Below are 14958 nucleotides of genomic sequence, written 5' to 3'. Positions count from 1 at the left end.
CAAGCGTGAACGAAATATTTTCAACAGAAACGGATTAACAAGTGCTGGACGTCAACGCATTTGACAAGATTCGCATTGGCCTGGCCACTGCCGACGATATCCGCGGCTGGAGCCACGGCGAGGTCAAGAAGCCGGAAACCATCAACTACCGCACCCTGAAGCCCGAGAAGGACGGTCTGTTCGGCGAACAGATCTTCGGTCCGACCCGTGACTGGGAGTGCGCCTGCGGCAAGTACAAGCGCGTGCGCTTCAAGGGCATCGTGTGCGAGCGATGCGGCGTCGAGGTGACCCGCTCTCGCGTGCGCCGCGAGCGTATGGGCCACATCGAACTGGCCGCCCCCGTGACCCACATCTGGTTCTTCAAGGGCGTTCCCTCTCGTTTGGGCTACCTGCTCAACGTGACGCCGAAGGACCTGGAGCGCGTGATCTACTTCGCCTCCTACATGGTCACCGAAGTGGACGATGAAACCCGCCACAACGACATGCCCGGCCTGCAGGACGAGTTCGATGCCGAAATCAAGCGCCTTGAACAGCGCCGCGATTCCGACATCGAAGCCCGCGCCAAGAAGGTCGAGGAGGATCTGCACGCCCTCGAGGAGGCTGGCGAAGCCAAGGGCCCGGCCCGTGCCAAGCTGCGTAACGGTGCCGAGCGTGACATGGCCGCCATTCGCACCCGCTACAACGATCAGATCGCTCGTGTGGATGCTGTCTTCGACAAGTTCAAGAAGCTCAAGCCCGGCGACATGGTCGACGATGTGGATCTGTGGCGTGAAATGCAGGATCGCTACGGCGACTACTTCGACGGCTGCATGGGTGCCGAGGCCATCAAGAAGCGTCTGCAGTCCCTCGACCTCGAGTCCATCTCCAAGGAGCTTAAGGAAGAGATCAAGGATGCCTCCGAGCAGCGCAAGACCAAGGCGCTGAAGCGTCTGAAGGTCGTCAACGCCTTCCTGACCACCGGCAACAAGCCGGAGGCCATGGTGCTTGACGTGATCCCGGTGCTTCCGCCGGACCTCAGGCCTATGGTTCAGCTTGACGGTGGTCGTTTCGCCACCTCCGATTTGAACGACCTGTACCGTCGTGTGATCAACCGCAACAACCGTCTGAAGCGACTGATCGAACTCGGTGCTCCTGAGATCATGCTCAACAACGAGAAGCGCATGCTGCAGGAGGCTGTCGATTCCCTGTTCGACAACGGCCGCCGTGGCCGTCCGGTCACCGGTGCTTCGAACCGTCCGCTCAAGTCCCTGTCCGACATGCTTAAGGGTAAGCAGGGTCGCTTCCGTCAGAACCTGCTCGGTAAGCGCGTGGACTACTCTGGCCGTTCCGTGATCGTGGTCGGCCCGGAGCTGAGGATGCACCAGTGCGGTCTGCCGAAGCCGATGGCTTTGGAGCTGTTCAAGCCGTTCGTCATCAAGCGTCTGGTCGATCTCAACTTCGCACAGAACATGAAGAGCGCCAAGCGTCTGGTCGACCGTGGCGACTCCGAGGTGTGGGGCGTGCTCGAAGAGGTTATCGCCGAGCACCCGGTGCTGCTCAACCGTGCACCTACGCTGCACCGTCTGGGCATCCAGGCCTTCGAGCCGATTCTGGTGGAAGGCAAGGCCATCCACCTGCCGCCGCTGGCCTGCGCCGCCTTCAACGCCGACTTCGACGGCGATCAGATGGCAGTCCACCTGCCGCTGAGCGCCGAAGCCCAGGCTGAGGCCCGTTCGCTGATGATGGCTTCCGACAACATTCTGAAGCCCGCCGACGGCCACACCGTGACCATGCCTTCTCAGGATATGATCCTCGGTCTGTACTACCTGTCCACCGTGCTTGAAGGTGCTAAGGGCCAGGGCCGCGTGTTCTCCTCGCTGGAAGAGGCCGAAATGGCACTCGACCGCCATGAGATCGACATGCAGGCCAAGGTGTTGATTCGTCTGCCCGAGGACTTCGTGCTGCCGAAGAACTGGGAGCCCGGCGAGGTCAAGGTGCTCGATCCGCGCGAAGGCGAGCCGGATGTCGCCAAGGAAGAGCGCTTCCACGACGGCACTGTGCTGTTCGCCACCTCCTACGGCCGTATCCTGTTCAACGAGACGCTGCCGACTGACTACCCGTTCGTCAACGACCAGGTGGCCAAGGGCCGTCTGTCGAAGATCGTCGACGACATCGCCATGCGTTACTCCACCCAGCAGGTGGCCGCAACCCTGGATGCCCTGAAGGATCTCGGCTTCACCCGCGCCCCGTGGTCCGGCGTGTCCTTCGCGTTCTCCGACGTGAACGAGCCGCCCGAGCGCGACGAGAAGATCGCCGAGTACGAGGCCAAGGCCGACAAGGTCAACGCCAACTACGATATGGGTCTGTTGACCGAAGAGGCTCGTCGTCAGGAGCTCATCGACCTGTGGACCGAGTGCACCGCTGAAGTGTCTAAGGAAGTCGAGGACAAGTTCGATCCGACCTCCAACCTGGCCATCATCGTGCAGTCTGGTGCACGAGGCAACATGATGCAGATCAACCAGATCGCAGGTATGCGAGGCCTCGTGGCTAACCCGAAGGGCGAGATCATCCCCCGACCGGTGAAGTCCAACTACCGCGATGGCCTGTCGGTGCTGGAGTACTTTATCTCCCAGCACGGCGCTCGTAAGGGTCTGGCCGATACCGCACTTCGTACCGCAGAATCTGGTTACCTGACCCGTCGTCTGGTCGACGTCTCCCAGGACGTGATCGTGCGCGAAGAGGACTGCGGCACCAAGGCCGGTCTGCCGATTCGCGTGGCCGACCGCGACGCCGACGGCAACCTCGTGCTGGTCAAGGCCGCTGACGGTGGCCCGTACTCCCGTCTGCTCGCCGCTGATGTCATCGACCCGGCCGACGGCACCACCGTGCTGTACAAGCGTGATGATGCTCTGTCCATGGACGTGCTGAACGACCTCGTGGCCCATGGCGTCGAAGAGGTTAAGTGCCGTTCGGTGCTTACCTGCGAATCCAAGCGCGGTGTGTGCTCCAAGTGCTACGGCTGGTCGCTGGCCACCAACAAGCTCGTCGATGTCGGCGAGACCGTTGGTATCGTCGCCGCCCAGTCCATCGGTGAGCCTGGTACCCAGCTGACGCTGCGTTCCTTCCACTCCGGTGGCGTCGCCGCGGCTTCCGATATCACCCAGGGTCTTCCTCGTGTTACCGAGCTCTTCGAAGCCCGTACCCCGAAGGGCGAGGCCCCGATCACCGAGTTCGCCGGCAACATCAAGATCCAGGAAACCGATCGCGGCCGCCAGATCATCCTCACTCCCGACGCCGATTCCGGCGCTCCGAAGGAAGAGGGCATCATCAAGCCGATCACCTATCAGGTGTCCAAGCGCGTGCCGCTGAAGGTTTCCGACGGCGAACACGTCAAGGTCGGCACCCAGCTGGTCGAAGGTTCTGTGGATCCCAAGAAGATCCTCACCATCCTCGGCAAGCGCGCCGCACAGGTCAACATCGTCGAAGAGGTGCACACTGTGTACCGCTCCCAGGGTGTGGATATCCACGACAAGCACATCGAGGTCATCGTGCATCAGATGACCCGCCGAGTCACCATCATCGACTCCGGCGACACCGATCTGCTGCCCGGTGAGCTGGTGGACAACGCCCGCTTCCGCGAGATCAACCGCAACGTCGTCAAGAACGGCGGTAAGCCGGCCGTCGGCCGCCCGGCGCTTATGGGTATCACCAAGGCGTCGTTGGCCACCGATTCCTGGCTGTCTGCCGCGTCCTTCCAGGAGACCACCCGCGTGCTCACCGAAGGTGCCCTCTCCGAGAAGGTCGATGACCTCAAGGGCCTCAAGGAGAACGTCATCATCGGTAAGCTCATCCCGGCTGGTACTGGCCTGGCTCGCTACCGTAACGCCGTGGTTGAGCCCGACAAGGCCATCCGCGACACCATCTACCCGAACTTCGGTCTGGGTGGCGATGGCGACATGGGCGATGCCGGCTTCTCCGATGCCGACCTGTCCGATCTGAACTTCTCCAGCTTGGAATTCGGCGACCTGAAGCTCGGCGACGACTTCAACCCGGATGACTTCCTGAGCGATCAGGGCGGCCAGAGCGATCTGGACGAGTAATCCGCATACGGCCAAACACGCAAGCAACCACATTGATGTTGGTTGATTGTGCAAGGCCGTGCACATCTGTGAGGGTCTGAAATCCGAAAGGGTTTCAGACCCTTTTTATGATGTATCTCCAGTGCGTGATGGCTCTTGCAATAGTCCTTGCAATAATCCTTGCAATAATCCTTGCGACGGTTCTTACGATGGATTCGCAATGGTGCTCGCCTTACCGGGACTTGCGACATATGGGCGGCGGGCGGATATGACGATCGGCAAGCAGAGCCAGTTGCCCGCGTAACGAGACTCGTGCTTTGATGCGGCGCATTCGAGGCAGTGCACGCAACATTGCACAACGCATGCGTGTGACACCATGCCAATACGTTGCAGCTTGTTCCTTAGTGATGGGCCGGCCGGAAAATGCAGCGTAATCTGCGTCGGATGCGAGAAGACATACCGTTTGCTGATGAATGGCTAGGGCATGGGCGATATGCGAGGCCTGCTCACGACGTGTGCCATGCACGCTGATGCCACATTGCGCGGCCAACACTGCCACGGCTCTCCAGCCTGCAGTCATGCGGTCGCTGCCATCGCCCCGAGTTCGCGCCATGGCTAGCATCACGGCTTTACATGCGATGATGATTGCGCCGATGCACGCCATCACCCATAATGGGCTGGACACAATCACCGCAATATATGCGACATGCCGCCACACTGGTGGTGCAGGAGTCGGTATATCAGGGACGGCTGGAGATCCCGCAATGGTGCTTTCGCCAGTAACCCGCAATTCGTCACGCAGCGGATCGACTAATGGCACTGGCGGTTGGCGGATCAGCGTACGAGGGTTCGGCGGACTCAACTGCTCATGATCATCGGGAATCTTGCTGGCATCTGGTGTCGGATAGAACGCAACCCACCCCAATCCCCGCAACTTGATTTCCACCCAAGCGGCGAGATCCTCTCCAGTGAACGTGACCGGCTCTTTGGAATCAGATTCGGATTCGTTAGCTGTTGTATTCGCATTATTGGGAAATCCTAAAACCACACGCGATGACAATCCTACTTCCCGAGCCATCAACGCCATGGCCGAAGCATATTGTTCACTGTCTCCCACCATGGCGTCACCGCTGAGCAACGAGTTGATGCGATAACTGCCATGGCCGGCGGCCGACGGATAATCACCATCTAGTCCATGGGAAAACCATCCGGCATCGCGCAAGGTCTGTTCCAATGCGAGGGCCGCGGCACCCGCAGTTGAATTACCTGATGTGATGGAGACAGCCCATTCGCCTACCACATCGGGAACATCGTGGGACTCGGGTTGATGAACCAGTTCCGCCTGTGCTTTTGCGATACGTCGATGATCAGGTGCGGGAGCAGCGACGCCAGATTCGGTATAGGAAAAGCCCTCCGTCAGCCCATTGGCAATCAGGGCGGCACCAGTATCAGCATTGACATACCAGTTTGGGGACACAGCTGTGGAATTGAAATCCACGGTAATGGGATCACCTGCTAACGGCAGCCACAGTTCTTCGAAATCGGATTCCACAGTGAACAGCGCCTCAAAAGTCTCGCCCGACACATGTGTAGACAGGGCGGCGCCGGCACGTCGAAAATCCGCAGCCTGATCCGACAAATTCCACACCGAACCATCGAAGCGGTCCATAACTGCCAGACGCACCGGCACCCCGGCAGGCAGGCCAGTGACACTGAGCAACGCATCATCGCGATGCCGGGCAACATATGATCGCATGCCGCTGAGCGGACTGGACAGGCTCTGTTTGCTGAATGGCGGAACGTAATGATCTCGCAGCACCAAACGATGCGTTGTCAACAAACCGGTGCAGCACCACGTTACGACCGCTGTACAGCATAGTGTTGCCACGATGGCGACCAGACGGCCAGCAGCCAGCGTTCCCAGCCTAACTGCCCACCAGAGCATCAATGTAACGGCGAACACAATGCCGCAAGGTACGCGATACCAACCGTCTGTTGTGCCCAACAATGCGCAGACGGCCAAAGCCACACCCAAAGGCAATGCTGACATCAAGGCCATGATTCGGCTGGTGTGCAATGCGCATATTCCTGCCATGAACGTAAGCCACAGTCCAATAGTCCACGCTGCCATCAGGCTGCCATTATCGGTTCCTATCGGAGGAGCGACGGCGATAATCACCTTGAATGATTCCGCTACGGCAGCAATCCCATACTCCCAGAAACGTGGGCCCATTGTGATTGCCGGTCCGAGCAGCAGTTGGCCAATGGACATAACCACTAACGACAGCCAGCCTGCGCGGCTCCAAACACAAACTGCGGCAGCAAGCCCCAAAGCTGTGGACATGAAAATGACAACAAGCCATCGTGCAGTATCGGCATACACGTCGCACAGATTCGCCTCGGCGCAAAGCATCATCACTGTGATTGCTGCCAAGCTCGCGATGCGCTCGCTGACGGTTGCAGACAGGCTGGCTGCTGGTGCAGATCGACCGGTTGGCGGTGTGGAAGGAACGAACATAGGGGAAACTGCGGAACCGCTCATGGTATTGCTCCCATAACACGGGGCAGATCACCTAATGCGCCAACGGTGGCCACCATATATCCCTCGCAATGCGATATGGCGCATGAGGCGTTTCGGCGCATGCGCACCACAATGCGGTATACCTGCCTCGGCAAGGCGCATGCCATGGTTGTGACGGCTTCATCTGTTTCGCCTGATCCGATAACCGTCAGCATTGCAGAGACGTCGTTGCCATGCTGAGTCATCGTTGCGATATATGTGGAGATGCTTGATTCCTGGCTCATAGCAATGCCGCTGGTGGCATCAAGAAAATCTACGGTGGCGCACGTGTTCAGGCGCAATGCCCCTGCATAGGCGATGAGTGATTGGCTGGCTGAAATACAGGAGACACCAATCGAAGCGAATATACTGACCGCCAATTCGAATTCTTCGGCAGTGGCATAGCCTTGTGCGTCCGTGTTGAGACCGATAACAATATCGGCCCTGTTCGTAGCTTCGAATTGACGCAGCATTGGCGTGCTGTGTTTGGCGGAGCTGAGCCAGTGGATATTGCGGATGTCATCGCCGTGCGCATACTCGCGCAATCCATGGAATTCCAGATCGTCATCCACAATCCGCTTGCTGGCAAGGCCTTCCAAATCCCTGATCGTGCCGATATCAAACGTGTCCAGCATCAGAATTTCAGGGTGCACACATACGGTGGTCGCCTTAACCAGTGTGGTGTTGCGGCGGATTAAGCCCAGTGGATCCGCCTTGCATGCCAGCAGCGGACCCACAGCGAGCACAGTGCGATGTTTGGCGTTCCAAAACACTGTGGTTTGGTGCTGTTGGACTGATTGCATGCGGGGAATAACGAATGTGGTTGTATCTGTGCCAAGGCACAGATTCGCTTGGGCTTTTGTCGTAGATCGCTTGCCGGCATTCGTGAAAGTCACAGTTATCGATAGCGTGTCTCCGATGGCAAGATGATGATCGGAAAGTGCCATCGAAGCATCGAATTTGGTATTGCCCATGGCTAGTGCCACGCCAGTCAGCAGCATCAGCAATGCTGTCAGCCCACAGGCTAGGATCTCCTGCCAGCCGAGCCACGGGAAGAAAGCGAACGAACAGACGCATAGCGCGATTGTGGCCCATCCCACTGGCGAAAGTGGTGCGATAAGACAAACGAAGAGTTTTCGCCAACGTCGGGCTATGTCTGCGTCACCTGATTGCTCGCGCGTCGCGCATTGCCTGCGCGTGATGTATCGGGGATGCGGTGTGCGGGTGAAACTGAGCAGTGCGGTGAGATTCATCTGCTGCTCCTTTGCGCGTGGCCGGATAGTGGAACAGGTACGGTGTCGAGAATTTCATCGAGCAGTTCACCAGTGTTGATATCGTTGAATTTCGCCTCTGCACTTAATCTGATGCGATGCGTGAACACCGCTGGCGCAAGCTCTTTGATGTCATCGGGCAGCACATAGCTTCTGGCATCCGAGGCCGCCCAAATGCGGGCGCAACGAGCCATGGCCAGAGCACCGCGCATGGAGGCGCCTGCGGCGATGTGCTGATGATGACGGGTGGCTTCGGTTAAGCGCACGATGTAGTCGCGAATAGCGTCATCGATATATACGTCGCGCATCGCCTGGCGCATGAGCAGTAGTTCATCCACATCGATTACTGGACGTACGGTTTGTGCGCGATCCATACAATCCAAATCCGTCAGAATATCGATTGCGTTGTCATGACTGGGGTGACCAATGCCGGTTGTCATCACAAACCGATCCATTTGTGCCTCAGGCAGCCGGTATGTGCCGAGTTGCTCGACGGGGTTCTGGGTGGCAAGCACCATAAAAGGTTGTGGCACGGCATGCGTAATGCCATCGACGGTTACAGTGCGCTCCTCCATAACCTCCAGCAGGGCGGATTGTGTTTTCGCCGAAGCACGGTTGATTTCATCCGCGAGCACGATGGAAGCAAAAATCGGGCCGGGGCGAAACTCGAATCCGCTGGCGTGCTGGTTCCAAATGGTTGCGCCGATCACATCGGAGGGCAGCAGATCCGGGGTGAATTGGATTCGTTTGAAGCTGGTGGCGATGGCATTCGCCAATCCGCGCGCCAATTGGGTTTTGCCGGTTCCCGGATCATCTTCGATCAGGATATGGCCGCCCGCGATCAACGTTGTGACGCAGCGCTTGATTGGCAACGGTTTGCCTACCACCACCGTGCCTATGGTGTCGCATATATCCGCGAATCGTCGCTGAAAGGCAGCGATACTCATGGCAGGCGGCGGGATAGCGGTGGACTGCCTTGTGCTGGACAACAGTGTGGCGTCGGACAGCTGAGCAGCATGGGAAACCATTGTGGTGTCAGATACTATCGTGGCGTCGGATACTATCGTGACATCGGATAACCGAGTGGCATCAGACGACAACGCGATATCGGATAACGGCATGCCATTATTCGGTTTCGGATTCATCGGGGTCTCCTTCTTCAGGTGGCGTAACAGGTTCCGGCACATATCGAGTTCCGGCGACGGCACCGGTTCCCGAAACCGCGTTCAGCGCAGGATCGGATCCTGTGACTGAGACCTGCCACCGATACGTGCCGTCTTCCGCAAAGGGCAGGCCGGAAACATCCAGCGTGGAGCCTTGCCAGGCGAATGCCCTGCCGTTGATGGTGATGCGTATGGTTGCCGGCTGGCCATAAGTATTGACGCTGCCTCCTCCCACGATGATGATGTTCGGATTCGTCTCATGCCAAGTCAGTGCTAAAGGCGAAACGATATGGGCTGTGACCTTGTAGACGTATGGTGCGCCATTGCGCGGGCCTCCACGTATGGCCGTGCTGGCGGTGCCATTGAACACTTGTGTAACTTCGCCGCCGGTACAGGTGGACCATGGTGCCATAACAAATCCGTATGAGTTGCCTGACACGGTGACTGGCCCGTCGAAACCGTCCGCAGAGACGATGAATTGTTGCGCTCGCCCCCGTTTGGTCCAATGCACAGTGCAGGTATTGCCTGAACCGATGGTATACACGTTGCCTGGTGACTGGATGGCATATGTGGGGCGGAACGATACCGGTTTGCTGGTAGGAGATGTCGCTTCACGCTTTGGATTCATACGGGCTGTGAACGTGAGGGTAGCGGTGTTGAGCAGACTCTCATCGATGGTGAATGATGTTGAGCCCCGAGCACAGGCGACAGTGTCCCGTATCTGCTCGCCTTCGATAGTGATGCTCTCACACCCGGCATTTCGGGTATTGGTGGCTGAAGCTGTGACGGTGACCAGCGTGTCGTCGTTGGTTACGTTCAACGTTGGTGCTTCAGGATTGCCCCACACCGGTGTTGGTGCGGCAGGAACAGATACGGCACTCCAGCCAACTTGGTTACGTGCGCGTACGGTTGCTGTCACGGTGATGCCATCACGCATGTCGGTATTGTTCAGAGCAAATCGTGCACTGGTGTCACTGGTCTGCTTCGTTTGCGTATCGCCGACACCGGTGAGCGTCACCTCGTAGAGATCCGCAAGGCTGGCATTGCCGGTCGGCGCATGCCAGCTGACCGTGGCTGTCAGCAGGCTTGCTGTGATGCTCACCTGTGTAGGGGCGGACGGTGTGGCATCCGGCATGGCGATGACGGCGGCAGATGGAGCAGACCACCCAACCTCATTGCGGGCGGTGACAGTGAACGTATAGCGTTGTCCATTGGTCAGCCCGGTGATGATGCATGAGGTGGCAGTGCCGCAGGATTGGCTGCCGGACTCATAGCCGGTCCAATCGACTCGATATTCGAGTATGGGACTGCCATTGGACGAAGCGGCAGTCCAATGTAAGGTCACTGTCGAATTCTGCGGTTCTTCGGTTACTGGTGACAGCAGGGGAGAGGCTGGCTTGTCGATAACGGTTACGGTGATGATACCGGTAACCTGCCTGTCTTGGGTGCCGGTAGCATCACGCACATTAACCAGTATGCGGTTTGCGGAAGCGCCGATATCGGCTTTGGCATTGATGGTGATGCGCCCGGAGGATGGACAGTTCACAGTAAATCTGGCATTGTCATCTGCTATGCAGCCCGTGACAGTCAACGGTGTATCTTCGAAGGGATTGAACGCATCCTCCAGTATGTCTACTGTTTCCTGCGATCCTGCTTGTAGGCGAACGGATTTGGCCGCGACGCGCGGCAGCGGTTGACTGGATGCCACGATGCGTACCGTTAATCCTGCGTCGAGCGTGTGTGCACCGTAATGAATAGCAATGGGAATGGAAACCATGGTGCCAGCGATGGCATCCGGTCGGGAGGAAATACGCAGCATACCGGACTTCTTGGTCTCCACGGTAATTTGGCTTGATGTTGGTGTGCCCGTCTCATATGAATACTGCCGTTCATCCGCATATACGCCGACGGGAGCACGGGTGAGTGCGGCAAGATCAACGGTGACATCTCGGCTGCCAACCTCCACATCGATGATGGGACTGGAGAAGATAGGTGGGGGAATCACACGCCCGATAATCGTGATTGGCAGACTCAGGGTCGCAGTATTGACGATTGCATTGCCGCGCGTATGCGCCGGCGCATCAGTCACGGTGAATGTAATGGAAGCAGGGCCCGCATAATCGTTGACGGCAGTGAATCGCAGCGTGGTTTCGTTGACATACCAGTCGAGATTGGCGGATTTGGTGGCACTCACTGATGACTGCTCGATACAAGGTGTTTTACCGGCACCCACACGCACATAATCGTTGATATTGATGGTGATGGTATCGCGGGAATTAACTAATAGTGCCGGAGCTTTGGGACGCAATACTGGAGGGAACACTCCATAGGCTGGCACGTGAATGAACGCGGTGGATGACAAACCATAGGTGGTGTTCGTCACCGTATAGGGCACGGCCCTGGCCTGTTCGGCCAAATCCACGGTAATGATGGTGGGATTGCTGCTGTCGTTGATTCGGGCACCAAGTGACGCGGAGGGATGGATTTCGACCTGAAGCTCGTCCTGACTGCCGGAAGGGTTCGCTATCCAAGGCGAAACATCCACATCCACCGATGTTTTGTCGATGGTGGCGACTGCCGGCACACGATAGTCATGAGCGGTAGGAGGCTCGATAATGGCATCCGGCACGACATTCACAGTAAGCGTTGCCTGATCGCTCAGCCCGGCCTGATCGGTGATCGAATAGACGATATATGCGGTGGCGGCGTTAGCCGGCGTGACGAACACCAATGCGTCGCCCTGCACTCGCACCTTGTCGATTCCGTGACTTTCCAGCCGGTTGGCAAGGCTGACGTTGCTGCCTTGCGGGTAGATATCATTCTGCAACACCGGCACGGTAGCGGTGGTGTTGGGCCTGAGTTCGACGGTGTCGTCACGAGCAAGAAGACCAGTGCTGGCAGTGGATTGGAACACGGCGACGCTGATATTTGCCTGCGCGCGCTGCCCGACCCAATCCTCTACGGCATAGGAGAACGAATCCGTTCCCGATGAATCGGGATACGCCTCGTAGAGCAGGTAATCCGACCCCACTTCGCTGATACGCCCGAGCTGTGGCGCGATGTTACCCAATCCCAACAGCTGAACGTCGTCACCATCCGTGTCGATGCCGGTGAGCGGGATATCGATGCGCACGGTATAACCAGCCGCCACCTGGGCGGTGACGGGGTGAGGCGTCGGCGGTGTTTTGTGCTCGGCATCACGCTGATGGACATTGAATTCAATGGTGGCTGACGACGTATTGCCATAACCATCCCGCACCGTGTATATGGCACGGAACACGCCAGCTTCGTCGCCGGCCTGATAGCGCACGGTATTGCCAGAGACGAACACTAGACCACGGAATTGGGTTTCATCAATGCTTAATGACGAATCAAGACGCACGTCATCGCCTGCAACATAATCCAGCACATCCGCCGACACAATGCCCCCGGTACGTACCGATAACGTGATGTCACGCGCCTGGAGAGCATTATCAGACACAACAAGTGCTGGCGGATGCACCACGATCACACCTGTGGTGTTGCCTGCCGCATTGGCCGCCGTGTAGGTTAACGTCACAGGTTGTTCGGGCAGCTGCCTGGCAGTAATAATCACGCGCCTGCGTTCGGCCAAGGCCACCCTGATAGCGCAATCTGCCGGCACATCTGCCGACACTAAAGCAAGCGCGCCGCCCAGCGGATCAACATCATTAGACAAAGGTTCCACAATCGCATTGCCATCCGCGTCGAGTAATGCCACATCATTGGCCGTCACCGGTTTGGCAGCTTGCCCTGATGAAGGCTGCGCTTCGAATCGAATCAACCCAGTGGCAGGTATCGTGCCTTGTGCAACGGTGTAGGCCACATAGTGAGTTCCATGATTTGCGGCGCGCACGGTAATCGTCATAGAAGCCTGTTTCATGTCGGCAGTCACACCATCCGGTGGCGATACGGAAGTCAACTGCACCTGTTGCGCCGAAGTCGCATGCACATAAGCCGACAGATCAACCGTGACATCGGTATTCGGCGGCGCGGCAACCAATATCGGATCAAGCAAAGCGGGTAACGTATCCGCCGGCTTGACGGTGAAATACACCATGCCCGTGCCGGTAAGCTGCCCATCGGACACCACAACTTGTACGCTTGCCCTCCCCGATGTCATGGCTGCGCTATGAAAGGTGAGTTTTCCATCCGCCCTGACAGACACCTGTGCCTGATCGGTGTTGAGAACAGTGGCGCTCGCCAAGGTCATCGCATCCCCATCCGGATCGGCGAACCCTCCCAAAATATTGTATGAGACGGAAGCTGCCTGCTCCACGCTGATTTCCGGGGGAATATCGAACTGCGCCGGAGCCTGATTGCCGGTGCTGGACAACGTCACCGTTACATTGGCTGTATCGCTTTGCCCGCGGCCGTCGGTGATATCGTAGGTGAACCGCACCTCACCGCTGGAGGCGGCGAACGCATCCATTTGCAGATAGCGACCATGATAGATCGGCATGATACGAACATCTGGGTTGCTGGGTGCTCCCACAGCTGAAATACGCAGCACCGAACAATCGGATTGTTGGTCGTTGCGCAAAACATCGAGAATAAGCGCGCTACCTGAACGTACGCCGAAGGCGTCGTCTTCGGCACTGATTGGGGCACTGCTCTGCGAGCAGGTTTGCGCGAATTCGCCGCTGGTTTGCGCGGAATCCGATTGCGCGTTGCCGTCATCCGCCTGATTGTCGGGCGTATGGTTCCATTGGATCGCAATCGTGTCGCTGCTCTCTTCGGGATGCCAGACATCACCATCCGTGACATCATTGAGTACCACTTGCCGATGGTTGGCACGAAACACCAATGCGCTGGTGGGCGTGATGGACTTCAAGGTCTGAAACGACGCCTCGTGAATGTCAGGCGAGCAGAGCCGGATGTAGTTATGTGCCGATTGGCTGAAAGCCGCATGCACGCATCCATTGGCGGAAACCGGCTGAGCCGGATCGGCCGAATGCCCGGACAACAGAAACTCGATAGTGGGCGTTGCAGGCCGTGCAAGGTCAACCACTGCCACCCCTTGTGACGAGACTGCGGCCAGCCAACCGGATTGCATGTCGTCAATCGGCGGATTTTGCAATACCAAACTGTCTTGGGTATCTATGCTCAGACGCCCGGATGCGAGGATAATCTCATTGCCGGAAGTGATGGCGGGCGTGCCTGATACTACAGTGAAACTATCAGCCGGTTGCCGATTCCCGTTGCTCAACGAGGCAATGGTCGTGGTTGAACGGACTCGGTGCCCATCAACCAGCAGCACTGTGCCATCGGCTGGCCGATATCCATACACGTGACCGGTATGGGTTACCGCAATACGCCCGTCATCGCCGAGCCGAATACGCGGGGCATCGCGGGAAGGAGACATGGTTTCCATCGCGTCGACAGTTCCAGTCCACACATTGCCGGAACGTGGGTTGATACAGGCAATGGTCGTGCCTCCCATCGCACAGCTGATACCGTTCGACAGACTGCTTTCCCCATCGAATGCCACAGTGGAAGCCTTAATGGATGATGCCTTGTTCGGTTCGATGAGCACAGTGCCCGCGCCATGCTGCAGAATATCGAATCGTGAGGCGGATGAGGATATGGTGGCGTCCGTCTGCCGGTTGCGCACATTGAATCGTGCGGCTTTGCCGTTGGCCAGTGAGGTAATCCAAACAGTGCCGTCATCCAAAGCGACATGATTGCGAGTGATGACACTGACCAGCATGGCAGCACACGCCAACGCAATCATCAGTGCCAGCGCCAATGCAGGCACAATCCACTGCCGCCTGTTGTGACGTGGGCTGCGGCGATGCGCCCGACGTTGCGTGACCATCTGAACTCCCTAGAGGCGAGTTCCGATCGTCGATGTTTCCCCACTTTCCAGTGTAAGGGCTGGAAGAAGC

The 14958-nt window shown here is 57.8% G+C and carries 4 protein-coding genes and 1 pseudogene; 1 reads left to right on the top strand and 4 read right to left on the bottom strand.

Translation table 11 applies throughout. The features are described 5' to 3' along the window. Positions 1-41 precede the first annotated feature (41 nt). Positions 42-4079 (top strand): DNA-directed RNA polymerase subunit beta', encoded by a 4038-nt coding sequence (locus tag G1C95_RS04800; protein WP_169171806.1) that lies wholly within the window; start codon positions 42-44, stop codon positions 4077-4079. 211 nt (positions 4080-4290) lie between these two features. Here G1C95_RS04800 and G1C95_RS04795 read toward each other — a convergent pair whose 3' ends face one another. The 4 genes and pseudogenes from G1C95_RS04795 to G1C95_RS04780 form a co-directional block, all read right to left on the bottom strand. Next, positions 4291-6600, bottom strand: a complete 2310-nt coding sequence (locus G1C95_RS04795; protein ID WP_169171805.1) for a transglutaminase TgpA family protein — start codon at positions 6598-6600, stop codon at positions 4291-4293. Further along, on the bottom strand, positions 6597-7871 hold the full coding sequence (locus G1C95_RS04790) for a DUF58 domain-containing protein (RefSeq protein WP_169171804.1): 1275 nt from the start codon (positions 7869-7871) through the stop codon (positions 6597-6599). Before G1C95_RS04790 ends, G1C95_RS04795 begins: the two co-directional genes overlap by 4 nt. Then, positions 7868-8911 (bottom strand): annotated as a pseudogene (locus G1C95_RS04785) (AAA family ATPase); the annotation flags it as partial. The gene G1C95_RS04790 and the pseudogene G1C95_RS04785, both read right to left, overlap by 4 nt. A 103-nt stretch (positions 8912-9014) precedes the next feature. Then, the gene (locus G1C95_RS04780) at positions 9015-14888 is read right to left on the bottom strand and encodes a fibronectin type III domain-containing protein (RefSeq protein WP_169171802.1); all 5874 of its coding nucleotides are present in this window, start codon (positions 14886-14888) and stop codon (positions 9015-9017) included. Positions 14889-14958: the final 70 nt, after the last annotated feature.

This window comes from Bifidobacterium oedipodis (assembly GCF_012932425.1).
Taxonomy (GTDB): domain Bacteria; phylum Actinomycetota; class Actinomycetes; order Actinomycetales; family Bifidobacteriaceae; genus Bifidobacterium; species Bifidobacterium oedipodis.
This window is presented reverse-complemented; position numbering and strand designations above follow the sequence as displayed.

What these genes read in the sequence shown, in the direction of transcription:
- G1C95_RS04780 (WP_169171802.1), bottom strand. Translation starts at nt 14,888, where the DNA reads ATGGTCACGCAACGTCGGGCGCATCGCCGCAGCCCACGTCACAACAGG.
- G1C95_RS04795 (WP_169171805.1), bottom strand. Translation starts at nt 6,600, where the DNA reads ATGAGCGGTTCCGCAGTTTCCCCTATGTTCGTTCCTTCCACACCGCCA.
- G1C95_RS04790 (WP_169171804.1), bottom strand. Translation starts at nt 7,871, where the DNA reads ATGAATCTCACCGCACTGCTCAGTTTCACCCGCACACCGCATCCCCGA.